The organism is Rhizobium sp. SJZ105, from assembly GCF_007828365.1.
GTDB lineage: Bacteria > Pseudomonadota > Alphaproteobacteria > Rhizobiales > Rhizobiaceae > Agrobacterium > Agrobacterium tumefaciens.
Genome location: NZ_VIUP01000004.1, coordinates 90067 through 114768, shown reverse-complemented (window position 1 = coordinate 114768; position 24702 = coordinate 90067). Strand labels below are relative to the sequence as shown.

Here is a 24702-nt window from a genome sequence, read left to right as displayed (position 1 = left end):
CTGTCGAGGCGTGTTTCGACCAGCAACTATCAGGTCCGCGTCTGACCGGTGCCATGCACGCGGTATTTGAACGACGTGAGCTGCTCGACACCAACCGGGCCGCGTGCATGCATCTTGCCCGTGGCGATGCCGATTTCCGCACCCATGCCAAATTCACCGCCATCGGCAAATTGCGTGGAAGCATTATGCAGCAGAATGGCCGAATCGAGTTCGTTGAAGAAACGCTCGACCACCGCTGGGTCCTCGGCGATCACCGCCTCCGTGTGGTTGGACGAATAGGTGCTGATATGGTCGATCGCGCCGGAAATACCGTCCACGACAGCAACCGAAATGATCGCATCGAGATATTCGGTGCGCCAGTCATCTTCCGTTGCGGCTTTCAAGCCCTCGACAACATTACGCACGGCCTGCGAACCGCGCACTTCACAACCGGCCTCGATCAGCCCCTTGACGAGCGGTTCAAGATGCGTGGCAACAACAGCGGCATCCACCAGCAGCGTTTCCGCCGCGCCGCAAATGCCGGTGCGGCGCATCTTGGCATTCACGACGATGCGTTTCGCCATGTCGAGATCGGCCGATCCGTCGACATAGATATGGCAAATACCTTCCAGATGCGCAAAGACCGGAACCCGCGCCTCAGACTGCACCCGCGCAACCAGGCTTTTGCCGCCGCGCGGCACAATCACGTCAACCGCCCCATTCAATCCACCAAGAAGCGCGCCCACGGCAGCGCGGTCGGTGACCGGCACCAGCTGAATGGCATGCTCGGGAAGACCGGCGATCTTCAGGCCCTCCACAAGGCAGGCATGGATAGCACGCGATGAATGTTGCGAATCCGAGCCGCCGCGCAGGATGACCGCATTGCCCGCCTTGAGGCAGAGCGCGCCGGCATCTGCCGTCACATTCGGGCGGCTTTCGTAAATCACGCCGATGACGCCAAGCGGCGTGCGCACGCGCTCGATCTTCAGACCGTTCGGGCGATCCCAGGCGGCAATGACTTCGCCGACCGGATCAGGCAGCGCGGCAACCGAGCGGATGCCTTCGGCGATACCGGCGATCCGCGCATCGTCAAGCGTAAGCCTGTCGATGAAGGAAGCGGCAAGGCCGCTATTATCCGCCGCCGCCAGATCTTTCCTGTTGGCGGCAAGGATCGTTTCCCTCGACGCCTCGATGGCGGACGCCATGGCGAGAAGCGCACGGTTTTTCTGATCCGTACCTGCGATGGACAACGGTCGCGAAGCAGCTTTTGCCTGTGCGCCGATGGTCATCATCAGTGCATCAATATCATGGCTCTGCTTCACGGCCTGTTCAGGCATGGACCTTATCCTTTTCAGTATTTTTAACTTTCACGGCGGCACCCGTCATCACCAGATCGTCGCGATGGATCATCGCCGCACGCCCGACATAGCCAAGTATCGCCTCGATCTCGTTGGACTTGTGACCGATGATAAGACGCGCCTCTTCCGCATCGTAGCCTGCAAGGCCGCGCGCGACCTCTCGGCCTTCAACGCCGATAATGGCAATCGCATCGCCGCGTCCAAAATTGCCCTTCACCACCCGCACGCCCGCGGGAAGCAGGCTTTTACCGGCATAGAGCGCTTTTTCCGCACCCGCATCCACATGAATCTCACCTGCCGGCTGCAACTGACCGGCAATCCAGGTCTTTCGCGCCGTCACCGGTGTGCCTGATGGCGCAAACCACGAGGAGCGGGCGCCGTTTTCGATGGCCTTCAACGGATTGAGCGTCTTGCCGGAAGCGATGATCATGCCGCAGCCGGCAGCGGTCGCGATCTTGCCGGCATCGATCTTGGTACGCATGCCGCCGCGTGAAAGCTCGGAAGCCGCACCGCCTGCCATGGCCTCAATCTCGGGCGTAATATCTGCAATCGTCTCAAGGAACTTCGCATCCGGATCAAGATGCGGCGGAGCCGTGTAAAGCCCGTCAATATCAGACAGCAATACCAGAAGATCGGCACCGGTCATGGTGGCCACGCGGGCGGCCAGACGGTCATTGTCGCCGTAGCGGATTTCGGTGGTTGCCACCGTGTCGTTTTCATTGATGATCGGAATCGCACCGATCTTCAGCAGCTGGTTGATGGTGGCGCGCGCATTGAGGTAACGGCGGCGCTCCTCGGTGTCGGACAGCGTCAGCAGAATCTGGCCAGCAACGATCTCATGCCGCGACAGGCTTTCCGACCATGCCCGCGCCAGAGCGATCTGGCCAACGGCCGCCGCTGCCTGGCTTTCCTCCAGCTTTAATGCGCCGGAGGGCAGACCGAGCACCGTGCGGCCGAGCGCGATGGCGCCAGAAGACACCACCTGAACATCTGCGCCGTTTTTCTTCAGCGCAACGATGTCCTCGCAAATGGCGTCGAGCCAATCTTTCTTCAGCCCGCTTTTCCGGTCCACCAGAAGTGCCGAACCGATCTTGATAACGATCCGGTGGTGGCTACCCAGCGGTTTGCGGGTGAGGCTCATAGGCGATCGTCCTCTTCCTCGGCCTCGCTATCCACAGGCATTGAGCGGTCGGGAAGGGCGGTCTCGCCGCCATTGCTTGCCGACACGATGATATCGCGAAGGGCGCGCAGCGCCTCCGTCATACCGATGTGGGCAGCGGCAGACAGAAGGAGCGGAGGACGGCCGCAGGCCTTCTCCAGTTCCTTTGCCTTCTTTTTCAGTTCTTTTTCGTCCAGCACGTCGATCTGCGAAAGCGCCACGATTTCCGGCTTGTCGGTCAAGCCGCCGCCATAGGCATCCAGCTCGGCTTTAACAGTCTTATAGGCCTGCCCGACCTTTTCTTCCTGCGCGGAGACGAGATGCAGAAGCACACGGGTGCGCTCAACGTGGCCGAGGAAACGGTCGCCGATGCCCACACCCTCATGCGCGCCTTCGATCAGGCCGGGAATATCGGCCAGCACGAATTCACGGCCGTCGATGGTCGCAACGCCGAGGTTCGGATGCAGGGTCGTGAAAGGATAATTGGCGATCTTCGGCCGCGCGCGCGTCACGGTCGCGAGGAATGTCGACTTACCTGCATTCGGCAGACCTACGAGACCGGCGTCAGCGATCAGCTTCAGGCGAAGCCAGAGCGTCTTTTCTTCGCCCGCAAGGCCCGGATTGGCATGGGTCGGCGCCTGATTGGTCGAAGACTTGAAATAGGCGTTGCCGAAACCGCCGTTACCGCCAGCGGCAAGACGAAAACGCTGGCCTTCCTTTGTCAGGTCGACGATCAGCGTCTCGTTGTCTTCCTCGAAAATCTGCGTGCCGACAGGCACTTTCAGAACCACGTCGGAACCCTTGGCGCCGGTGCGGGTCTTACCCATGCCGTGCTGTCCGATCGAGGCCTTGAAATGCTGCTGGAAGCGGAAGTCGATCAGCGTGTTGAGACCGTTGACCACCTCGATCCAGACATCGCCGCCGCGTCCGCCATCGCCGCCATCAGGGCCACCGAACTCGATGAATTTTTCGCGCCGGAAGGAAACGGCGCCCGCGCCGCCATCACCGGACTTGATATAGATTTTTGCTTCATCAAGAAATTTCATCGGACTGCCGTTCTGTCGGTTTGCGGGCACATCAGCTCAAGGCGTTGTGCCAAACAAAAATATCGTCGTTTCGAATACAAGCGCTTCTCCACAAGGTCAAAGACTATCGTGCGGGAAGCGCCTGCGTGAGACAAGGCCGGTTTGCGGCAACCGGCCTTGTTTTGATTGTCAGCGGTGCTGCGGAACGAAATCCTCAGCCGTGATTGCCGTATCGATATGCGCCACCATCGCAGCACGCGCCGTGGCGTAAATCTGGTGGCAGCCGGTCACCCGGAAGCCCAGTTTTTCCTGCACGCGCAGCGAAGCCGGATTATCCGCAAACACACCGGAATGGAGAACCACACCGGGCATGCGGCGGAAGAACCGCTCGACCACGGCGGCCACCGCCTCGGTCATGTAACCCTTGCCCCAGTAGAACCGGTTCAGCCAGTAGCCGAGATGCCACTCGCCGTGCCGTAATTCGACCGAGACGACGCCGATGAGTGTATCGTCACCGCTTGTGATGGCGAAATCCCAATCGGGCAGGGTGCCTGAAGTACGCAGGACCAGCCATTCCAGCGCATCCTGTCGATGATACGGCGCGGGAACACGGGCCAGCATCCTGGTCACGGCAAAATCGCCAAGCGACTCCGCAATGCTGCCAGCATCGGAAAGCCGCTGCGGACGCAGCACCAGACGCGACGTCTCGATGACCGGGCAGGGGCCGGGCGGCGCCACCGTCGCAGTTGCACGGTGACGGGTAAGCTCGATCGTGCTCATCCCATGTCCCCCCAGCTCTTCAGCGAAACCCAGGTCTTGCGGTCCAGCCTGTACCATTCTACCGGTACCATACCACCCAATGCCAGCGAACCGACCATGCCGGAGCCCTGGAACTGGAAACCGCACTTCTGGATGACCCGGCGCGAGGGGATGTTGGTGACCCGGCAGCGGGCATCGATCTGGTCGATTTCACGCGTGCGGAAGGCCATGTCGATCAGCGCATGCGTGGCTTCGGTCATGTAGCCCCGGTTCCAGTAGGGTTCCCCCAGCCAGTAACCGATTTCCAGCGTCTTTTCGTCTTCCTGCGGTTCAAGCGCGCAGCAACCCAGAAACTCGCCATTGTCCATGCGGGTAATCGCATAGACGCACTTGCCGATCTCGCCAGCATTGGTGCGTCGCACGAAGTCCGCGGCGTCTTTGGCCGTGTACGGGTGCGGCATACGCGACACCATGGTCGCGATATTGGCATTGTTGGCAAGATGGGCAAGGGCGTCGATGTCTTCTTCGTGAGGCTTACGTAAAACCAGCCTCTGCGACAGTAAAACGGGGCAATCGCTCCTCGACCGATCGGGCCTCGGCCGCTCTTCGGGTGACCGTGATTGGTCAACCCTCAACAATTCAGCTTGCATGGTTCAGTCCCTCCTGGGGGTTAAAGAAAAAGGGGAGTTGGGTGGTACCCCATCTCCCCTGTTTTCTTGACTGAACCTGATACGTCTCAGCCGGGTCGATGGGACACCGGCTGCATATGACGCTTACCGGCTTATTCTGCGGCTTCCGCTTTCGGGGCCACGGATACGAATACGCGGCCGTTGGCCTTCGTACGGAAGTTCACGTTACCTGCGGTCAGTGCGAAAATCGTGTGGTCCTTGCCGATGCCAACGTTGGCGCCCGGATGCCACTGGGTTCCGCGCTGACGCAGAATAATGTTGCCTGGAATGACAGCTTCGCCGCCGAACTTCTTTACGCCAAGGCGCTTGGATTCGGAATCGCGACCGTTACGCGATGAACCGCCAGCTTTTTTGTGTGCCATTGGAGTTCTCCTTTAAACCTTGTTTCCCGTGTCGCGCCGATCAGGCAGCAACGATGTCCGTGATGCGGACGACAGTGTGATGCTGACGATGGCCGCGCGAACGCTTGGAGTTCTGACGACGACGCTTCTTGAAGGCGATGACCTTCTTGCCGCGATTGTGCTCGACAACTTCAGCCTTGACGATGGCACCCTTCACAAAGGGAGCACCGAACTGAGCGTCGGCGCCTTCGCCGATCACGAGAACTTCGGTGAATTCTACGGTTGCGCCTGCCTCTGCTTCCAGCTTTTCGATGGTCAGCACGGCATCGGCCGCTACGCGGTACTGCTTACCGCCGGTCTTGATGACTGCGAACATTTGTTATCCTTTCATGTTCGTTCCGGCTCTGCCCGCCAAAGCAAGCTGGCCGTCTTTTTATCAGTCGGAGTAGCGGAAATCCGTCAGGACTGAATGCCCTTTTGAAAGTCTGCCGGTGAAGCCGCCTTTGAGGGCGGAATAAACAGAAGGCGCAATACGCCATCAATTTGGGTGCGAATTACGCGAGACGTCAGTTTATGTCAAGATGACGGATGTTTGAAAAGTAACTCTAACGCCAAGAATTTCATGCTTTTTTGGCAAGCGAAGCAGTCAGGTCTCGAAATTTGCGCAGCAAGTGTTTATATGGGCCTTCAACAAGGAGCAGAAATGGCCCGCATAGACCAGACCGACGATTGGCGGGACCGCCATGCGCCGACACTTTCCGCCTTCGAGTCGCTTGCGATCGAGGCATATGGCCACCTGCCAGAAGAATTCCGTGCGTTGACCAAGGATCTCGTCATCGAGATCTCGGATTTCCCGACAGACGAAGTGTTCGAGGACATGGCGCTCGAAACACCGTTCGACTTGCTGGGATTGTTCGAGGGGCGCGGTATCTCCGAACGTTTCACCATGGAAACCGGCGAGATGGTGAACCGCATCACGCTTTATCGCCGCCCCATTCTCGACTATTGGGCCGAGAATGAGGAAACGCTGGGCGACATCATCACCCATGTCCTCATCCACGAGATCGGCCATCACTTCGGCCTGTCGGATGACGACATGGAGCGGATCGAGGAAAGCGCCGACGAGGCCGCGGCGGAGCGCTGAGCCCGCCGGCAGCCACGCCTGTTATTGCTCGCCGAGCTTCATATCCGGGTGGTATTCCTTGCCCTCGACCACCTTGGTCACGGCCTGGCCGCAATGCATGACGCCGCTTGCGGCGTTGAAGGCGTAGCTGGGTGAACCGGCAAGCTCCCACCCCTTGTTCAGAGCTTCGGTGACCCGGTGACAGAACTTCGCGTCATCGGGACCTGTAATGAAACGATAGACCTTCACGTCTTTTGCGCCTTTCGTTGTGCGATGATATCGGCCATGGCGACCAGCCTTTCGGCTTGGCTTACATGTAGCCGTTCGATCATCCGCCCGTTCATGTTGATGACGTTCAATTCCACAGATTCGGGTTTTGCGAAAGCGTCAATAATCGCCCTGGCTTCAGCAACAGCGGCCTCAACGGGGCCGAAGTGGCGATTGGCGGGCTCGATCTGGGCCGGGTGGATCAGCATCTTGCCATCGAAGCCCATGGCGTGGCCCTGCTCGCACTCGGTGCCAAAAGCCGCGATATCGCGAAAATCATTCGACACGCTATCGATGACATCAAGCCCATAGGCGCGGGCGGCAAGCACCACCTGCATCATCCATGGCACGAGGTAGGTTCGCCCGGGCACGGAAGGAACCCGTGTCTCCTTGCGCAGATCGTTCAGCCCGAGGACGAAAGCGGCAAGCCGTCCATCAGGCGTATGGGCAGCGTCAGCAATGGACGCTGCGTTCAACACACCGAGCGGCGTCTCGATCATCGCCCAGATTTTCAAGCCCTGGGGCGCATCGGCCTCCGCCAGAAGGTCGGCCACATCGTGAATATCGGCGGGCTGCTCTACCTTCGGTAATAATACCGCATCCGGCCGGCAGGAAAGCACGAGCTTTAAATCCTCCATACCATCCGGCGTTGACAGCGGATTGATACGGATAATGATCTCGCGTCCCACAAAGGGCGCATCCGAAAACAGCCTGCCCAGATTCTCTCGCGCCGCGCCCTTCACATCGGGTGCAACGGAATCCTCCAGATCGAGAATAACCCCATCGCAATCGAGATCGCGGATTTTTTCGAGCGCCCTGACATTGATGGCCGGAACCGATAGCAGCGAACGGCGCGGTCTCACAGGAATATTTTCGAAAAAATTAGTCATGCCGCACTTGTGTCAAGCTTTTGTGACATCTGCAACACGACAATCCACTGAATCCTCTTGCAAGCCGGAAGAAGAAGGCCCACATTCGTCTGGAAAGAAAGGTTGAATCATGCAAGGCATCCGTTCATTTTTCATTGCCGCATCCGGCATCGCACTTCTGGCTTTGGTGGCTCTTTTTACCGCCTCGCTTACGGTCGCTTTTATCGGCGTGCTCGCCGTTCTCAGCGCTGCCCGTCTGCTTTCGGCGCGTATGAAGCCGGCACCCATTCCGGTCAAGCCCCGCAACCAGCGCGATATGCGCGTCTGGAACGACGGCAAAGGCACGATCATCGATCTCTGAGATCGTTAATCCTGTCAAAATGCGAGAACGCTGCACGCGGCGTACCGAAGAATGCGGGTTTGCGCTTCTAAAGCGATCCGTTTTGCAGTATTTCCCGACAGAAAATATCCGGCGGGCGTCAGTCCACGCCGGATTTTGTGACCAGGGAAACACGGGAAGCGACAGATGGAAAAATTCACCAAGCTGACGGGCGTTGCTGCGCCCATGCCGGTCGTCAATATCGACACCGATATGATAATTCCCAAAGACTATCTGAAGACCATCAAGCGCACGGGTCTTGGAACCGGCCTTTTTGCCGAGTCGCGTTATCTCGAAGATGGCTCGCCCAATCCCGATTTTGTGCTGAACAAGCCCGCTTACCAAAACGCCCAGATCCTCGTCGCGGGCGATAATTTTGGCTGCGGCTCCTCGCGCGAACATGCACCATGGGCGCTTCTCGATTTCGGCATCCGCTGCGTGATCTCCACCAGCTTCGCCGATATCTTTTATAACAACTGTTTCAAGAACGGCATTCTGCCTGTCGTCGTCAGCCCCGAGAATCTCGAAAAGCTGCTGGACGACGCCTCGCGCGGCTCGAACGCCGTTCTGTCCATCGATCTGGAACGTCAGGAAATCAGCGGCCCTGATGGCGGCACGATCACCTTCGAGATCGATGAATTCAAGCGCCATTGCATGCTGAACGGCCTCGACGACATCGGCCTGACACTGGAGCATTCCGGCGCCATCGACACGTTCGAAAAGGCAAATGCCTCGGTCCGCCCCTGGGCCTGACCGCACTTCTATCCTCTTTTAAAAGCCGATCCCGTACAAAACCGTACCGGATCGGCTTTTGCTTTGCTTGAAAAGCCGTTGAGGCGGGGATAAGAAGCCCCCGATCCCGTTCGGCTGGCGATATGACTTGTGAGGCGGCAGGACGGAAACGAGTTTGACGCCGCGCTCGCCGCAATCGAAAACCCTTCATGATGGTTTCCGGCGCGCCGCCCAAGGAGGGTTCTCATGACAGTCCGCACGCTTTTCCTTCTGCCCGGTGACGGTATCGGCCCCGAGGCCATGGCCGAAGTCCGCAAGTTGATCGACTATATGAACAGCGCGAAAAATGCCGGCTTCACCACGCAGGAAGGTCTGGTCGGCGGCTCCGCTTATGATGCCCATGGCGTCGCGATTTCCGACGCAGATATGGAAAAGGCCCTTGCCGCCGATGCGATCCTGTTTGGCGCCGTGGGCGGCCCGAAGTGGGATGGCGTTCCCTACGAACACCGCCCGGAAGCCGGCCTGCTTCGCCTGCGCAAGGATCTCGAACTTTTCGCCAACCTTCGCCCCGCCATCTGCTACCCGGCACTTGCCGAAGCCTCCTCACTGAAGCCGGAGTTGGTAGAGGGTCTCGATATCCTCATCGTCCGTGAACTGACGGGCGGTGTCTATTTCGGCGAGCCCAAGCAGATCATCGACCTCGGCAACGGCCAGAAGCGCGGTATCGACACGCAGATCTACGACACCTTCGAGATCGAGCGCATCGCCAGCGTCGCCTTCGAACTGGCACGCACGCGCGATAACCGCGTCTGCTCCATGGAGAAGCGCAACGTCATGAAATCTGGCGTTTTGTGGAACCAGGTCGTCACCGAAACCCACGCTGCGAAATACAAGGACGTTCAGCTGGAGCATATGCTGGCCGACGCCGGCGGCATGCAGCTGGTGCGCAAGCCCAAGCAGTTCGACGTGATCGTGACCGACAACCTCTTCGGCGACATGCTTTCCGACGTCGCTGCCATGCTGACGGGCTCGCTCGGCATGCTGCCGTCGGCATCGCTTGGTGCGCCGGATGCCAAGACCGGCAAGCGCAAGGCCATGTACGAGCCGGTGCACGGTTCGGCACCTGACATTGCCGGCAAGGGCATCGCCAACCCCATTGCCATGATCGCGTCCTTCGCCATGTGCCTGCGCTATTCGTTCAATATGGTTGATGAGGCAACGAAGCTCGAAACTGCAATTGCGAACGTGCTCGACAAAGGCATCCGCACCGCCGACATCATGTCCGACGGTTCCCGTCAGGTCAGCACCTCCGAAATGGGTGACGCGGTTCTCGCAGAATTCAAGGCGCTTTCGGCGTAACACTCACCGAAACCGGTTGGGCAGGCGGCACGGTCGCTTGCCCATCTTCCTTTGGCAAAAGATGTTCATATCTTTTGTCAGTCAGCGTCTTCAAAAAGGCGACGATGGCGTCCACACGCTTGTCGTCCAGCGCCGGTGCGGAAGTCAGCTCTGTCATGGCGATATTATCAGGCACTTCCGGCGCATCCCAGGTTTTACCCGTTTCAGGGTTGATCTGCCGGCTGGGTTTCTTGCTTTTGTATTTCACGTAAAACAGCACCACCGTGCGCAGATCCTTAAACACGCCATTGTGCATGTAGGGACCAGTGACAGCGACGTTGCGAAGGGTAGGCACCTTGAACTTGCCGCGCTGAGCCGGATCGCCGGCCACGGCGGGATTTTGCGCCAATCCGAGATCGACCGCATCCGGCTTGGAGCCGTTGGCTGCCCTGACCGACGTGTTGGCCGGAACACCGATGTTGAAATATTTGTGGTTGGTGAAGAGGCCGTCTTCCAAACCCTTGGCGCCACGGATTTCATGGCAGGTATTGCAATTGGTGAACTGCGTCGAGGAGATCAGAACCCGGCCCAGCTCCTCCTGATCGGTCAGCTTTTCTTCGCCGCGCAGGAAACGGTCATACCTGGAATCGAAGGTGGAGAATTCATCGGAACGCTCGAAGCTCGCCAGCGCCTTGGTCATCGCAGCAAAGGCGCCTTCGTCACTCTGGAAAACATCGTTGCCGAACTGGGTGCCGAACGCCGCAACATAATCAGGGTTTTCCTTGAGCCGTTTGACGACAGAGGCTTTATCCGGCATGCCCATTTCGATCGGGTTGAGCGGTGGTCCACCCGCCTGGTCTTCCAGCAGGGAGGCACGACCATCCCAGAATTGCCCACCAACATACTCTCCCGCAGCGTTCCTGCCGAAAGGCGGCGTGAACCGGGCATAGGCTGCAGTCGGCACATTGCGGTCGCCCAGCGAAATCCCGTCATCGCCGAGAGAGACGTCCCGGCCGACCTTGTCGCTTTCGCGCGCATCTGAAAAACCGGCCGCCTGCATATGGCAGGTGGAACACGCCATCGTGCGGTTCATGGAGAGATTGGCATCATCGAACAGCGCCGCGCCGAGTTTTTCAAGCGTTGCATAATCTTCGCCGCCGTGAGCCTGCATTTGACCAGCACCGATCTCGAGCGGAACCGGTATCATGGCAACGGCAAGGGCGGCAGAAATGAATAGGCGCAGTCTTTTCATTGAAATAGCGTTTCGGAAACTCGGGACGACAGTGGTTATATAGCACTTACCTATCGCACCAGACTACAAACTTTCTCAGCCCGCTCCACTTTGACGCAACCCCGCATCCGGACGCCAAATTGCTTACCCGGCTTTGGCTATCGCGTGGAAGAAAGTGCCTGAAACAAGACCCCGCCTGCCACCGGAGGGGCCGAGCGGACGCCCCTGTCCGTCAGCGATCTGAGCGAAAGGCTCATCGTGACCCGGATCGATGACACGCGCATAGTGAAACTCGTGGCCGCGCAGAACTTCGCCCGCCTTGCCCAGCGGCCCATCTGCCACGATTGCAGCCTGCCGGTAACCTAGGTTCATCTTGCGCGTGGCAAAACTGGTGGCATGTGACAGAAGCCCGGTCATGGCATGGGTGACGCCATCGGCATCTTCCAGCGCCGCTCCCAAAACCATATAGCCGCCGCACTCACCATGCACCGGCTTCGTCTCGGCAAAATGGACAATCCCCGCTTTAAACCAGGCAGCATCGGCAAGCCTTCCAGCGTAAAGTTCGGGATAACCACCTGGCAGCCAGCAAATGTCGCAGGTCTCATCGGGTGCCTCGTCGGCCAGCGGTGAGAAGGGTACGATCTCTGCCCCCGCTGCATGCCAGTGGTTCTTGAGATGCGGATAAAGAAAGGTGAAAGCCGCGTCGTCTGCAAGCGCGATGCGCTGGCCGGGCGGCGCAATCGCTGCCTCCACCGAGCCGGAGGGCACATCCACAGGCGCAGCGAGCGAAAGCAAGGCATCGAGATCAATGGACCTTTCCATCGCATCCGCCAGCCGTTCTATATGCGCGTCGATTTCCGGATGTTCGCTGGCCTGCACCAGGCCCAGATGCCGTTCCGGCAGGATGAGTGACGGATCACGCAGGACGCATCCTGCGACAGGCAGACCGATTTTTTCGATGGCCTCCGTGCACAGCGTCCGGTGTCTTTCGCTGCCGGCGCGGTTCAGCACCACCGCCGCCATGGTCACAACAGGATCATAGTGAGCAAAACCATAGGCAACAGCAGCGGCTGTCTGCGATTGACCCGACACATCCAGCACCAGCAGCACGGGAATGCCGAACAGCCGGGCCAGATCCGCCGCAGAACCAGTGCGGTTTTCCGCCACGGGGATACCGTCGAACAGGCCCATGGCGCTTTCGATCAAAACGAGGTCGGCACCATCAGCCTGTTGCAACAAAAGGTGTCGAAGCAATTCCGGCTGCATGGCCCAGCTGTCGAGATTGAGGCCGGATGTGCCGGTGGCGAAGGCATGGAAGCCGGGGTCGATATAATCCGGCCCCGTCTTGATGCCGCGCACCTTGATGCCGCGCCGGGCAAAGGCCCTGAGCAAGCCGATTGTTACGCTGGTCTTGCCGGAACCAGAGCGCGGTGCGCCGATGATGATCGCCCGTGTGGTCATAAGGTCGGCACCCCAAGTCGGTCGCGCATCGAAACGATCTCGCCAATAACGATCAGCGCCGGCGCCTCGAATTTTTCCCGTTTTGCATCGTCAGCTATGCTTTCCAGTGTGCCGATGAAAATCCGTTCCTGCGCGGTCGTTGCCGACATGATGACGGCGACCGGCGTCTTGCCCGAACGACCGCCCTGCATCAGAAGACCGGCGATCGAGCCTATGTTCTTAAGCCCCATATAAACGACGATGGGTTCCTGTGTCTTCGCCAGTGCCAGCCAATCCAGATCCTCTTCGGTCCCGGCGGCATGGCCGGTGGCAAGCGTGACAGCGCGGCTGATACCGCGCATGGTGGCGGGAATGCGCGCTGAAGCAAGGGCTGCAAGCGACGAGGTCATGCCCGGCAAGATACGAAATGGGATGCCGGCGCGGACAAGCGCCTCCGCCTCTTCGCCGCCACGCCCGAAAATAAACGGATCGCCACCCTTAAGCCGCAACACCTTCTTACCCTGTCGGGCGAGATCAATCAGCGAGGCAGTGATGTCGTCCTGCGTTGCCGACGGCTTGCCGCCGCGCTTGCCGGCAAACACGATTTCAGCCTGGGGCCCGAGGGAAACGACATCGTCGCTCACCAGCGCGTCGCGCACGATCACATCGGCCTGCGAAAGCGCGAGCGCCACTTCGAGCGTCAGATAACGCACATCGCCCGGACCCGCGCCTGCGAGCCAGACATGCCCGGCCTCAAAGACCGGACCTTTTGCGGCGATGCTGTTCAAAACCTGCGCTATCGACATTCTTCTCGGCTGCTTTTTTAACGATGACGGAAATAGCCGTCCCGGCTATAGGAATTCATATGGAAACGGATGGAAAGACCCTTCGCCGCGGCTGGACCACGGGCACTTGCGCGGCAGCCGCCACAAAGGCGGCCTGCGCTGCCCTTCTGACCGGCGAGTTTCCTTACCCTGTCGAAGTCGAACTTCCAAGCGGCGCGAGGCCGGCATTTTCTCTCGCCACCGAGGAAAAAGGCGAAAACTTTGCAAGAGCCGGCGTCGTCAAGGATGCTGGCGACGATCCCGACGTGACTCATGGTGCGCTGATCGAAAGCACCGTGCGACGGGGAAAGCCCGGCAGCGGCATAACCTTCAAGGCCGGAAAAGGCGTCGGCACCATCACCCGGCCTGGATTGCCCCTGCCGCCGGGCGAACCCGCGATCAACCCCGTACCGCGCAAGATGATCGAAACCGCCATTCGCGAAGTAGCCGGAGACGGTGCAGATTTCGAAGTCGAGATTTCCGTTCGGGACGGCGAGAAAATCGCGGAAAAGACCCTGAATGGCAGGCTCGGTATTGTCGGCGGCATTTCCATCCTTGGCACCACCGGCATCGTCATCCCGTTTTCCTGCTCGGCATGGATCCATTCCATCTGGCGCGGCATCGATGTGGCGCGCGCCACCGGCTGCACCCATCTGCTCGGCGCGACCGGCAACACCTCCGAAAAGGCGGGGCAGGCAGTTTACGGCCTGCCAGAGACCGCACTGATCGATATGGGCGATTTTATCGGCGGGATGCTGAAATATCTCCGCAGCCACCCTGTCGAGCGGGTCACGATTGCTGGCGGCGTCGCCAAGATGACCAAGCTCGCCCAGGGCATGCTGGACGTGCATTCCAAGAAAGGCCTGGCCGATCTTGATGCGCTGGCGGTACTCGCAACCGAGGCTGGCGGAGATGAAAATCTTGCCCTCGCCATTCGTCAGGCCAACATGGTTGCGCACGCCTTTGAGCTGGCCGAACGCGCGGGGATAGACCTCGGTGCGATCGTTGCGGAAAAAGCCTGGGTAACAGCGGCTGCCGCTTTGAAGGTGCCCGGCATCGAGCTTGATATTCTGGTGTTCGATCGTCAGGGCACGCTCAAGGGACGCACCGCCTCCACGCCGTCGCATCAGCCCTTCGCATCTTCCTTCGGGGAGCGGAACCGCCGGACATAATCGGTACTATAAAGTGCGCTCTCGCGAAAATCCGTCGAGGCAAGCCCATGCCCGACGAAGATCAGCGCTGTCCGCTCCACCGGTTCGGCCGCCAGTTTTCCTTCGATGTCGAACAACGTGCCGCGAATGACCCGCTCATCCGGCCAGGAGGCGCGGACGACTATGGCGACTGGGCAATCGGAACCATAAAGCGGCGTCAGTTCTTCCACCACCTGGCCGATGGCATGGATGGCGAGATGGATGGCAAGTGTCGCCCCCGTCGCACCGAAGGCTTTCAGCGTCTCGCCCTCGGGCATTTTCGAAGCGCGGCCCGAAATACGTGTCAGAACAAGACTTTGCGCCACTTCCGGCACCGTCAATTCCCGCTGCAGGGTGGCAGCGGCAGCAGCGAAAGAGGGCACACCTGGAGTCACGGTATAATCGAGACCCAGCCGTTCCAGCCGGCGGATCTGTTCACCCATGGCGCTCCAGACGGACAGATCACCGGAATGCAGCCGTGCCACATCCTTGCCGGCCTTTGCCGCCGCAACGAATTCCGCCTCGATCTCATCAAGCGACAGTGCTGCCGTATCGACAATGCGTGCATCCGTCGGGCAATACTCGATCAGCGCCTTCGGCACCAGCGAGCCCGCATAAAGGCAGACCGGGCAGGCAGCGATAAGATCGCGCCCGCGCACCGTGATGAGATCGGCGGCGCCCGGACCGGCGCCGATGAAATGAACCGTCATTGTTGTTCTCCATGTTCGATGGCGCGGTCATTTCGCGCGTCGCTCGTCGTGGCGATGGCTACCGTCACATCGCCAACCACGAGACGCGCCGCGACCAGCCGCGCATTTTCTCCGGCGGCAGCAAGTGCCGCCGCTTCACTGACGCTGGGCGTCCCGGCATGATCAAGGCTTGCCTGTGAAAATGTCATTGTTTTCGAAGCAGCCGCCTCGAGCTGTTCCTTCGATACGATTTCAAGCGGCAGCGCCAGACGTTTCGCCGCTTCCGCAAGACCAGCTTCTTTTGCCTTGAGCGGCGCAGTCGCCAAGCATTCAACGGTCATGCCAAAAGCAAGCTCCGCAGCGTGCACGGCTGCTATAATTGCATCCGAACCCGTGCCTTTGCGACAGCCTATGCCAGCGACAGTCACCACGGCTTGACCCAGCTCCATTGTGTTACCGGCATCGCCGGACGCCAGCCCGACATGGAGCCGACAGCAACAACGCGCGAGACATCGAGACGGATCATCGAACCACCGAACCTGGCGTGGGCCGCAAGCAGCACCGCTTCCATTTCAAGCGTCACCGCATTGGCAACCAGCCGCCCGCCTGGCTTCAAGGCCTCCATAGCAGCCTCAAACACGCCCGTTTCGCTGCCGCCACCACCAATGAAGATCGCATCCGGTTGAGGCAGGCCTTCAAAAGCCGCAGGTGCTGCACCGATCATGACTTCAAGCCCCGGAACGCCAAATGCCTCGGCATTGCGGGCGATACGTTCGGCTCTTTCCGGATGCTGCTCTATGGCGATGGCACGGAGCGAGGGGTGCGACAGCATCCATTCAATACCAATCGAACCCGAACCGGCACCGATATCCCACAGCAGCTCGCCCCGGCGCGGAGCCAGCGATGAAAGCGTCACGGCACGGATTTCACGCTTGGTGATCTGCCCGTCATGTTCGAACAGGCTGTCATCCAGCCCCTGCACAAAAGGCAGGACGCGTGCGCCCTCAGCAGCAACGACATCGATAGCCACGACGTTCAAAGGATTGATGTCGTCAAAGGTAAAATCGACCGCCCTGATTTGCCGCCGCCTCTCCCGCTTTCCGCCCAAAGCTTCGAGCAGGACAAATTCCGACTGGCCGAAACCGGATTGAGACAGCAATTCCGCGATGAGAGCGGGCGCGCGCTCATCCGAAGTAAGCGCGATGATCCTCGCTCCGGGATGCAGATGCGGTCGCAAAAGATCGATGGAACGCCCGTGCAACGACACGCATTCGGTCGACTGCAAGGCCCAGCCAAGCCGCGCCGCAGCCTGGGAGAAGGCTGAAGGTGAGGGATAGCAGACTGTCTCCTCCGACGGTATCCGCCGCAGAAGTGTGACGCCGGCGCCATAAAAGAACGGATCGCCGGAGACGAGCACGCAGACCCGTCTACCGCGCAACGCCACGACATCGCTCATCTCCGCATCGAACGGCACCGGCCAAGGGCGCGCCTCACCACGAATGGCTGCAGCCGCCAGTTCCAGATGGCGTTTGCCACCGAAAACAATCTCGGCCGCCTCTATTGCCGCCACGGCATTGCGACCGAGCCCATCCAGCCCATCTTCGCCTATGCCGACGATGAAAAGCCATGGCTTGCCTTTCTTTTCAGTGGAAGCTTTCTTTTGAGTGGAAGCGTTGCCCGTTCCGGAATATTCAGACGTCATGACACGCTCCATACTCATCCTTGGCGGCACGGCGGATGCCCGCATTCTGGCCGGCAAGCTGGCGGTGGACTCCGGCTACCGAATCCTGCTCTCCATGGCCGGTCGTACGCTTTCGCCAGTGGAACAGCCTGTGCCGATGCGCAGTGGCGGGTTTGGCGGTGCTGCGGGTTTGGCGGATTTCATCCGCACCGGGAATTTCGATATTCTGGTCGACGCCACCCATCCCTATGCGGCGAGGATTTCCGCCAATGCCATCGAGGCGGCACGACTTGCCAAAGTTCCGCTGATCATGCTTTCGCGCCCCGCCTGGGAGCGCCAACCGAATGACAAATGGCAGAGGGTCGATACCGTCGAACAGGCTGTTATTGCGCTCGGCGCTGAAGGCAAGCGGGTGTTTCTGGCGCTCGGCCGGCAGGAACTTCTTCCTTTCGAGGCCGCACCCCAACACAGCTATCTCATTCGCAGCGTTGATCCGGTAGAGCCGCCGCTGAAGGTGCCGGATGCTCGCTATATTACAGCGCGCGGCCCCTTTGCGCTGGATGAAGAGATCCGCATGCTGGAGGAAAAACGTATCGGCACTGTGGTTTCCAAGAACTCCGGCGGCAACGCCAGTTACGGCAAGATCGAAGCGGCGAGGCGGCTTGGCCTGCCGGTTATCATGATCGAGCGGCCGCCAAAGCTGAACGCCGCAATCCTCGACGGCGCGAACGTGCCGGATATAGCGACTGCGCTCACCGCCATCCGCCATCAGCTTTCTCTTCTCGAAAAACGCGGCGAGTAAACCAGCGGATCTTTGTCCGAACGCTCGATAAGACGGGTTTCCACCGAACCGACGATGATGCAGGTGGCCATATCCGCCATGTCGCTCGATGCTTCCGACAAAGGCACGACCCGGATGCGCTCATCCGCACGGCCTGCCGCACGGCCAAAGATCACCGGCACCGAGCCGGGCAAATGTGCGCGCAAAAGATCGAAGGCGGTGCCAAGCTGGTGCGGGCGCGCCTTGCTGACGGGATTATAGAAAGCCATCACGAATCCGGCTTCCGCAGCCGCGATCAGCCGCTTTTCAATAATGCCCCAGGGCTTCAAATTGTCCGACAGCGAGATGGCGCAGAAATCATGCCCGAGCGGCGCGCCGGCTCGTGCAGCAACCGCAAGCATGGCCGTCACGCCCGGCACGACCGAGAAGTCTATTTCGCGCCATTCGCGCGGGCCATTTTCAATCGCCTCGCAAACAGCCGCCGCCATGGCAAAAACGCCGGGATCGCCGCCCGAAACCACGCAGACCTTGCCGCCCCCGGCTGCAAGCCGCAGAGCCTGTTCGGCACGGGAGATTTCCTCGCGATTGTCAGAGGCATGGCGACGTTGGTCGGGTCTGAGCGACAGCCGATCGAGATAGGGAATGTAACCGAAGAAATCCTCCGACGCCTCAACGGCGGCGAGCGCCTCCGGTGTCACCTGCGCAGAACTGCCAGGGCCGAGGCCGACAACGACCAGCCTGCCGGTCATGGCGCTTCACCGCCAGCGGGTCTGGTTTTCCAGCCAGGTACCAGAACCAGAGAAAAATAGGGGGCGGGCGATGCGTCCCGCTCGATCAGCGGCACCGCATGGCTGTTCACCATGGTGCCGCGCTCGACATACAGCGCTTCATTAAGCTTGCCGGCCTTTTCCAGCGCCCGGCGGATCTTCGGCAGGTTGCGCCCGACCTTCATGATCACGGCGCCATCCGTGCCGGACAGACGCTCTGTCAGCACATCTTCGGCAAGCGTGCCGGGAAGCACGCTCAAGATATCGTCACCCTGCACCAGCGGTAGACCGGCCATCGACCAGCAGCCGGACATGGCGGTAATGCCGGCAACGACCTCCGCCTCATAGGAAGGCGCAAGCCGCAGATGAAGATGCATATAGGAACCGTAAAACAGCGGATCGCCTTCCGACAGCACAGCGACATTGCGCCCGGCATCGAGATGGGCAGCAATATCCATTGCCGACTGATCGAAAAATGCGGCGATCGCACCGCGATAATCCTCGCCGTTTTTATCGCTCTCGACGGTTACCGGATAGACCAGCGGCATTTCCAGTGTGCCCGGACGAATGAAGGCCTCAACGATACCGCGACCATTGCCGCTGCTGCCTTTCTTGCAGAAGAAGGCGAGGACATCGGCATTTTCGATGGCGCGCACGGCTTTCAGCGTCAGAAGCTCTGGATCGCCGGGGCCGGTGCCGACGCCCACGAGTTTACCCCTGGAATTTTCGAAAAGAGCCGCGCTCACAGACCTGCCCTCGCAACGGCGTTGACGGCAGCGGCCGTCATGGCCGATCCACCCATACGTCCCTTGACGATGGCATAGGGAATGCCGAGCAAACTAGCCTCCAGCGCATCCTTCGATTCCGCCGCACCGACAAAACCGACCGGCATGCCGATGATGGCAGCTGGGCGTGGAGCGCCTTTTTCAAGCATCTCCAGAAGATAGAACAGCGCTGTCGGCGCGTTGCCGATAGCAACGAGAGCACCGTCCAGCTTTTCCGCCCAGAGATCGAGTGCGGCGGCGGAACGGGTATTGCCAATCGTTTTCGCAAGCTCAGGGGTGCGCGGATCGCGAAGGGTGCAGATCACGTCATTATTGGCCGGAAGGCGGGCACGGGTCACGCCGTGGGCGACCATTTCCGCATCGCACAGAACGGGCTTGCCCGCCAGCAAAGCACCACGTGCAGCGACAACGAAATCCGGAGAAAAACGGAAATGGCTGGCCGCTTCTACCAGCCCGCAGGCATGGATCATGCGAATGGCGATATCCGCCTGATCTTCGGTAAAGGCGGACAAATCCGCTTCCTCGCGAATGATGGCGAAGGAGCGCTCGTAAATCGCATTGCCGTCGCGAATATAGTCATGGTCGGTCATCGGTCATCCTGTCGAAGCGCCGCAACGATTGCCTCCTTACCCAGACGGGCAAGCAGGTCGGCAGCGTTTTCCCCGGGCTTATGTTCTTTTTCGCAAAGACGGGCAAGCCGCGAAAGCGCCGTCCTCTGTTGCTCGAAAGGTAAAATACCGTCCTGCGGGTCGCAGGCGCGGCCCGAAAACGAAAAGGCCAGACCATCGGCGGTGCCGGAAAAGGCCAGAAGCGACGGGGCGGGATGCGCGCAACCCTTTCCGCAGCCGGAGAGATGCAGTGTGAAGGAGCCATCGAGCATGGAGGCTAATTCCCGCGATGCAAAGGCCGCCAGATCATGTGTGGGAAAGAAAGCCGAAGCGCATCCCGGCGTGCCGGGACAGACAGCGATGGAAGACCGCGCATCACCTGCCCTTGTGATGAAACCGGCACTGTCCGCAGTCTGCATCAGCGCATCGCAAGCATCCCGCGACCCGAAAAATAGCAGGCTATGATTGAGCGACGGCCGCAATGTTTCGATATCAAATCCGTGCGCCAGTCCACAGAGCCGCGACAGATCGGAAGCACGAACTTGCGCGAAAGCAGGAGTGATACCGGCAGCAAAGGTACCATCACCGGCCGCCATCAGCCCCAGGGGCGAAGAAGGCGCAGGCGTTTCGCCTTCGCTCTCGCTATCTACCAGGCGGTCTCCGCAAATCGCCTTTATCGTCCGCAAATCCAGATCGCGGCCACGGGCAAGCGGTCCTTTGCCCGCCAGATGGACGAGCAGCAACAGGACCACATCGGTTGCCTTGTCGGCCTCAACAAATCCCGCGCGCAACGCCTTGCTCTCCGGACCTCCGACAAGCAATTGCCAGAAAACTCGATGATCGAGCCGCACCGCCTTCAGACGGATATCGGCCAGCAAATCGCCCATGGAAAGACGGCCGCCCCCATCGATGATGACGGACATTTTTGCGGCGAGGTTGTCATGCAACGCCAGCGCGGCAGCCTCTCTGCGAATCTCATCCGCAATGGCACTGCCATCGGCGATTTCCCGATCGTCCCGGCCGGAAAGAGGTGAGGTCTCGACTGCCAGTCCGTCGCGAAGCGGCAAACCGAGCGCCAGAACATCATTCTCCAGGTCGCAGGCGCTTTCCCGCGTCAGGCCGCGAAATTGCATGCTGCCGCGTGCCGTGATGTCTATCAGCCCGTTGCCGTGCTGCTCGGCAAGTTCGCAAAGCGCGATCATATCATGGGGCGCAATATCCGCCTCGAATGCGATGCGCGACAGGTAGCCGTCACCGGTCAGCATTGGGGTCGATAAGGCCGGACACGTCCCACGGCGGCCAAACGGCTGGACCGGATCGGAAGGGGCCGTCCTCATGCACCGACCCTTTCAGAACGGGGCAGGATCAGCATTTCAAGTTCCGCATCCACCGCATTGCGGCGGCTGTGCCACAACCCGCGACGACGGGCGGATAAAAAGCGCGTCGCCATGACCTCCGCCGCTTTCGGATTTTCCCGCAGGATGAAATCGCGCACATCCTCATTGCCGAAATAGGCGTCGTAAAGCGCCTCGATCAGCGAGGAAGATACCGCATGGGTGGTTTCCGCAAAACCGATCAGCCGGTCAACCGTCTCGGCAAATTCCGCCGCTCCGCGCGGGCCGTGCCGCATCTGGCCGGCAATGAAGCGCGGATTGACGGCGCGGGCCCGAACAACGCGCGTCAGCGCCTGCGAAATAGATCGCGCGCGCGGACGCGCGGGATCGGTCGTATCCAGCGCCACAATATCGGCAACGCCGCCAAGGAGTGCTTTTGCGGCGGAAAAACCACCGATAAAGGCGACATCTGACGAGCCGTCGAGAAGATCGCGGCCCGGATCGTCACCGGTGTGAACGAGAAGATCGGCACGGCGCACCAGCTCGACAAAACCGGCATCCTCGAAAATCTCAAGCCCATCCGCACCGCCAAAGGCATGGCTTGCCGCATCCAGATACGCCTGGCCCAGTTCCTCGCGTTCTTCCCATTTTCCGCTGGCGAGTTTTTCCTCTGTGCCCGCACCATAGGTGCCGGGTGCCGAACCGAAGATGCGTGCCGGTATATGCCCGAGTGCCGCCGCTTCTTCCGCCAGCGGATTGTCACCCGGCGCTTCCTCCCGCCGCGCGACGGCCTTGGCGGCGGCGTCTAGAAGAGCGATCAACGCCGGAAACATGTCGCGGAACAGGCCGGAAATCCGGAATGTGACGTCGACACGCGGCCGCCCGATACTCGCCGGCGGTAGAACCTCGATGCCTGTGACGCGGCCCGTCGCCAGGTCATGGATCGGTCTCGCTCCCATCAGATGCAGCGCCTGCGCCACATCCTCGCCGCCATTGCGCAGGCTGGCGCTGCCCCAGAGATCAAAAACCAGATGTTTCGGCCAGTCGCCATGGGATTGCAGATGGTGCCGAAGCACTTCTTCGCCCGCCATGCGGCCCAGCTCGAAAGCCGTCGGCGTCGGCATGGTGCGCGGATCGGCAGCATAAAGATTGCGGCCCGTCGGCAGGACATCGAGACGCCCGCGCGCGGGTGCGCCGGAAGGACCGGGGACAATATGGCGGCCATCGAGCGCGGCAAGCAGCGCCGTTTTTTCCGCCGCAGCACTTTCAAGCCTCAGAAGATCGGTCTCGCCTTCGGGGCTGCGACCAAAAACATGCTGGCCATCCTTGATGGCGAAGTCCTTCAGATCGCAGAGGAAGGCGTCGATGCGCGACAGCGCCGCATCGGCATCGTCCTTTGCACCGACACCAGCATCCGCCGCAAGACCGGTTTCCAGCGCCTTCTCTACGATCAGTTTCGCCAGCCGGTCACGGCGGCGGCGGTCGAGCCCGTCCGCCTGCGCATATTCGTCGACGAGCTGTTCCAGAGCCGATTGTTCCGGCGAAAGCCCGGCATCTACCAGCACAGGCGGAACATGGCCGATCGTGACAGCAGCGATCCGCCGTTTGGCAACCGCCGCTTCACCCGGATTGGAAACGATGAACGGATAGACCACCGGCAAAGACCCGGTGACGATTTCAGGAAAACAATCGCGGGAAAGCGCAACTGTCTTGCCGGGCAGCCATTCCAGCGTGCCATGCGCACCGACATGCACAATGGCATGCGCCCCTGCGACACGCTGCATCCAGGCGCCGAAAGCGACCAACGCATGACGTGGCGGCAGGGCAGGGTCATGGTAATCCACCCGCCGATCCTCATTTCGCCCACGATCCGGTGCCAGGGCCACGAATATCTGGCCGAAACGGGCGACGCGAAAACGGAATGCGCCGTCGGCTAGTGCGTCGTCCTGTTCGACCGAACCCCACGTGCTATCCACGAAGGCGGCAACCCCTTCAGGCAAACCCAAAAGAAAATCACGATAGTCTGAAAGTCCGACAGCCGCTTCCTGCTGCTCGACACAATCCAGCAAAGCCCGCGCCGTTTCGGGAATATCCGAAACCACATATCCTGCCGCGGCCAGATCGCGCAGCATTTCAAGCACGCTTTGCGGCACATCGAGACCAACGGCATAACCCGTGCGCCCCGGCGCAGCACCGGGATAATCCGGCATAAGAATGACGATCCGCCGTTCCTGTGGCGTGGACTGTTTTAATTGCAGAAAGGCAGCGATTCTGTTTGCCACCTGTTCGACGCGATCAGCCTCCGGTACATTGATGAGGCTGATGCCGCCATCAGTCCGCACCTGCTTGAATGAGATTGCGCCAGCAAGAATCCGGCCATCGAGTTCCGGCAGAACCACATGCATGGCAAGATCGGAAGGGTTGAGACCGCGCGCATTTTCCGCCCAGCCTTCCCGTCGCGTCGTCGCCATAACCACCTGAAACACCGGCACGCCGAGGCGGTCAAACAGGGTTTTACCGCTGTCGTCCATCTGACTGGCAAAAGCCGTGGCGGCGACGATGGCGGCGGGCTGGAGTTCGGGCAGTACGGTTTCGAGAAAGCGGATCGCCTCCCCATCCTTGAGGCCGCTGACGAAAATCGGCAATGGCGCAAAACCGCGCTGAGAGAGCGCGTTAAAAAGCGCATCCACGGGCGCCGCATCGGCCGCAAGAAGCATGGAGCGGTAAAAGAGAATGGGAAGGACAGCTGCACCGGCGGGAAAACCGGCGCAGGCTTCCGCCTGATCCACGACGCCTTTACCCGGCCGGTAAAAGCCGGCTTTCGGCAGCGGTTGAGCCTCGATATCTGGCCATGCGCCACCACTTACAAGGGCAGCAAGACCAATGGCAAGCCGGTCCATATTTTCCCGCCCACCCTCGCGGAAGAAGGCGAGGACGGACGCCAACGTCTGGCGATCAACAGTCGAGGCTGCTTCGAGCTTTTCGTCTCTCTCACTGCATTCACCCGGCAGGAGCATAAGTTTTATGCCACGTCGCCGCGCCATCGTGCTGAGCTGATCGACGCCATAGCGCCAGCGTTCCGCGCCGCCGAGAATCCGGATAAGGATGACACGGGCATGTTCGGCCGTCTTTTCGATCCACAGATCGACCGACATCGGATGCCGAAGCTCGGAGAGGTTGGCGGCGGACAGGGACGGAAGCGCGCCCTCTGCCTGCCGCCATGCCTGTTCCAGCCCGGCAAGATCGCTTGCCGAAAAAGACAGCATCACCACATCCGATCGCGGCTGGTTGAGATCAACCGGCTCGATCAGGTCGTCCAGAGACGAAGATGTGGTGGCGAGAATGTGCATTTCT

General features: G+C 60.2%; 26 protein-coding genes. 6 read left to right on the top strand and 20 right to left on the bottom strand.

Translation table 11 applies throughout. From position 1 onward, the window contains the following. Window positions 1-29: 29 nt before the first annotated feature. From FB593_RS15465 to rplU, 7 genes are all read right to left on the bottom strand, one after another. Window positions 30-1316 carry a glutamate-5-semialdehyde dehydrogenase gene (locus tag FB593_RS15465; RefSeq protein WP_065662946.1) on the bottom strand — a complete coding sequence of 429 codons (1287 nt, stop codon included), beginning with the start codon at window positions 1314-1316 and terminating at the stop codon, window positions 30-32. Next, window positions 1309-2478 carry a glutamate 5-kinase gene (gene proB, locus FB593_RS15460; protein ID WP_112751807.1) on the bottom strand — a complete coding sequence of 390 codons (1170 nt, stop codon included), beginning with the start codon at window positions 2476-2478 and terminating at the stop codon, window positions 1309-1311. The genes FB593_RS15465 and proB overlap by 8 nt, the downstream gene beginning before the upstream one ends. Then, on the bottom strand, window positions 2475-3542 hold the full coding sequence (gene obgE / locus FB593_RS15455; RefSeq protein ID WP_003516456.1) for a GTPase ObgE: 1068 nt from the start codon (window positions 3540-3542) through the stop codon (window positions 2475-2477). Before obgE ends, proB begins: the two co-directional genes overlap by 4 nt. Before the next feature lie 168 nt (window positions 3543-3710). Continuing rightward, window positions 3711-4301 (bottom strand): GNAT family N-acetyltransferase, encoded by a 591-nt coding sequence (locus FB593_RS15450; RefSeq protein WP_025594658.1) that lies wholly within the window; start codon window positions 4299-4301, stop codon window positions 3711-3713. Continuing rightward, the gene (locus FB593_RS15445; RefSeq protein WP_003516453.1) at window positions 4298-4930 is read right to left on the bottom strand and encodes a GNAT family N-acetyltransferase; all 633 of its coding nucleotides are present in this window, start codon (window positions 4928-4930) and stop codon (window positions 4298-4300) included. The genes FB593_RS15450 and FB593_RS15445 overlap by 4 nt, the downstream gene beginning before the upstream one ends. A gap of 131 nt (window positions 4931-5061) precedes the next feature. Then, window positions 5062-5331, bottom strand: coding sequence for a 50S ribosomal protein L27 (rpmA, locus tag FB593_RS15440; protein ID WP_003492686.1), 270 nt, complete (start codon window positions 5329-5331; stop codon window positions 5062-5064). A gap of 40 nt (window positions 5332-5371) precedes the next feature. After that, a complete protein-coding gene (gene rplU / locus FB593_RS15435; RefSeq protein WP_003516451.1) occupies window positions 5372-5686 on the bottom strand; it encodes a 50S ribosomal protein L21 in 315 nt (104 codons plus the stop codon). Window positions 5687-6013: 327 nt separating this feature from the next. On the opposite strand from rplU, the gene FB593_RS15430 reads away from it, so the two are divergent. Then, window positions 6014-6454 (top strand): metallopeptidase family protein, encoded by a 441-nt coding sequence (locus FB593_RS15430; RefSeq protein ID WP_003516449.1) that lies wholly within the window; start codon window positions 6014-6016, stop codon window positions 6452-6454. A gap of 21 nt (window positions 6455-6475) precedes the next feature. On the opposite strand, the gene FB593_RS15425 is transcribed toward FB593_RS15430, so the two are convergent. Continuing rightward, on the bottom strand, window positions 6476-6682 hold the full coding sequence (locus FB593_RS15425) for a DUF1737 domain-containing protein (RefSeq protein ID WP_003505258.1): 207 nt from the start codon (window positions 6680-6682) through the stop codon (window positions 6476-6478). Beyond that, window positions 6679-7590: an HpcH/HpaI aldolase/citrate lyase family protein gene (locus tag FB593_RS15420; protein WP_186447929.1), complete on the bottom strand. Its 912-nt coding sequence runs from the start codon at window positions 7588-7590 to the stop codon at window positions 6679-6681. Before FB593_RS15420 ends, FB593_RS15425 begins: the two co-directional genes overlap by 4 nt. 109 nt (window positions 7591-7699) lie before the next feature. Here FB593_RS15420 and FB593_RS15415 point away from each other — a divergent pair, with 109 nt between their 5' ends. The 3 genes from FB593_RS15415 (at window position 7700) to leuB (ending at window position 10039) form a co-directional block, all read left to right on the top strand. Beyond that, the gene (locus tag FB593_RS15415) at window positions 7700-7930 is read left to right on the top strand and encodes a hypothetical protein (protein WP_003516445.1); all 231 of its coding nucleotides are present in this window, start codon (window positions 7700-7702) and stop codon (window positions 7928-7930) included. Window positions 7931-8095: 165 nt separating this feature from the next. Continuing rightward, a complete protein-coding gene (gene leuD, locus FB593_RS15410; protein ID WP_025594665.1) occupies window positions 8096-8701 on the top strand; it encodes a 3-isopropylmalate dehydratase small subunit in 606 nt (201 codons plus the stop codon). A 225-nt stretch (window positions 8702-8926) separates the two neighbouring features. Then, window positions 8927-10039: a 3-isopropylmalate dehydrogenase gene (gene leuB, locus FB593_RS15405; RefSeq protein ID WP_003516442.1), complete on the top strand. Its 1113-nt coding sequence runs from the start codon at window positions 8927-8929 to the stop codon at window positions 10037-10039. Here leuB and FB593_RS15400 read toward each other — a convergent pair. The 3 genes from FB593_RS15400 to cobA form a co-directional block, all read right to left on the bottom strand. After that, on the bottom strand, window positions 10020-11270 hold the full coding sequence (locus FB593_RS15400; protein ID WP_112290156.1) for a cytochrome-c peroxidase: 1251 nt from the start codon (window positions 11268-11270) through the stop codon (window positions 10020-10022). The genes leuB and FB593_RS15400 overlap by 20 nt on opposite strands. 123 nt (window positions 11271-11393) lie before the next feature. Next, a complete protein-coding gene (locus FB593_RS15395) occupies window positions 11394-12710 on the bottom strand; it encodes a cobyrinate a,c-diamide synthase (protein ID WP_111795586.1) in 1317 nt (438 codons plus the stop codon). Then, the gene (cobA, locus tag FB593_RS15390; protein ID WP_019565976.1) at window positions 12707-13495 is read right to left on the bottom strand and encodes a uroporphyrinogen-III C-methyltransferase; all 789 of its coding nucleotides are present in this window, start codon (window positions 13493-13495) and stop codon (window positions 12707-12709) included. Before cobA ends, FB593_RS15395 begins: the two co-directional genes overlap by 4 nt. Before the next feature lie 59 nt (window positions 13496-13554). Here cobA and FB593_RS15385 point away from each other — a divergent pair, with 59 nt between their 5' ends. After that, window positions 13555-14685 carry a cobalt-precorrin-5B (C(1))-methyltransferase gene (locus FB593_RS15385; protein ID WP_019565975.1) on the top strand — a complete coding sequence of 377 codons (1131 nt, stop codon included), beginning with the start codon at window positions 13555-13557 and terminating at the stop codon, window positions 14683-14685. Here the strand turns inward: FB593_RS15385 and cobM are convergent. The 3 genes from cobM to cbiE are packed head-to-tail and all read right to left on the bottom strand — an operon-like array spanning window position 14640 to window position 17094. Then, the gene (cobM, locus tag FB593_RS15380) at window positions 14640-15413 is read right to left on the bottom strand and encodes a precorrin-4 C(11)-methyltransferase (RefSeq protein WP_038492561.1); all 774 of its coding nucleotides are present in this window, start codon (window positions 15411-15413) and stop codon (window positions 14640-14642) included. The genes FB593_RS15385 and cobM overlap by 46 nt on opposite strands. Beyond that, the gene (locus tag FB593_RS15375) at window positions 15410-15823 is read right to left on the bottom strand and encodes a cobalamin biosynthesis protein (protein ID WP_162633740.1); all 414 of its coding nucleotides are present in this window, start codon (window positions 15821-15823) and stop codon (window positions 15410-15412) included. Before FB593_RS15375 ends, cobM begins: the two co-directional genes overlap by 4 nt. Beyond that, complete coding sequence (cbiE, locus tag FB593_RS15370; protein WP_111795584.1) at window positions 15817-17094, bottom strand: precorrin-6y C5,15-methyltransferase (decarboxylating) subunit CbiE; 1278 nt, start codon at window positions 17092-17094, stop codon at window positions 15817-15819. The genes FB593_RS15375 and cbiE overlap by 7 nt, the downstream gene beginning before the upstream one ends. Between cbiE and FB593_RS15365 the strand changes: the two genes are divergently transcribed. Next, complete coding sequence (locus FB593_RS15365) at window positions 17093-17875, top strand: cobalt-precorrin-6A reductase (protein ID WP_111795583.1); 783 nt, start codon at window positions 17093-17095, stop codon at window positions 17873-17875. The genes cbiE and FB593_RS15365 overlap by 2 nt on opposite strands. Here FB593_RS15365 and FB593_RS15360 read toward each other — a convergent pair. From FB593_RS15360 to cobN, 5 genes are read right to left on the bottom strand one after another with little or no spacing between them, the layout of a single operon-like run. Then, window positions 17842-18603: a precorrin-3B C(17)-methyltransferase gene (locus FB593_RS15360; RefSeq protein ID WP_097101011.1), complete on the bottom strand. Its 762-nt coding sequence runs from the start codon at window positions 18601-18603 to the stop codon at window positions 17842-17844. The two genes, FB593_RS15365 and FB593_RS15360, sit on opposite strands and share 34 nt — an antisense overlap. Further along, window positions 18600-19367, bottom strand: coding sequence for a precorrin-2 C(20)-methyltransferase (locus tag FB593_RS15355; RefSeq protein ID WP_111795581.1), 768 nt, complete (start codon window positions 19365-19367; stop codon window positions 18600-18602). The genes FB593_RS15360 and FB593_RS15355 overlap by 4 nt, the downstream gene beginning before the upstream one ends. Beyond that, window positions 19364-19996, bottom strand: a complete 633-nt coding sequence (locus tag FB593_RS15350; RefSeq protein ID WP_003516424.1) for a precorrin-8X methylmutase — start codon at window positions 19994-19996, stop codon at window positions 19364-19366. The genes FB593_RS15355 and FB593_RS15350 overlap by 4 nt, the downstream gene beginning before the upstream one ends. Further along, entirely contained in the window at window positions 19993-21351 is a 1359-nt protein-coding gene (gene cobG, locus FB593_RS15345) for a precorrin-3B synthase (RefSeq protein ID WP_112290161.1), read from the bottom strand. The genes FB593_RS15350 and cobG overlap by 4 nt, the downstream gene beginning before the upstream one ends. Continuing rightward, on the bottom strand, window positions 21348-24698 hold the full coding sequence (cobN, locus tag FB593_RS15340; protein ID WP_113473337.1) for a cobaltochelatase subunit CobN: 3351 nt from the start codon (window positions 24696-24698) through the stop codon (window positions 21348-21350). The genes cobG and cobN overlap by 4 nt, the downstream gene beginning before the upstream one ends. Window positions 24699-24702 lie beyond the last annotated feature (4 nt).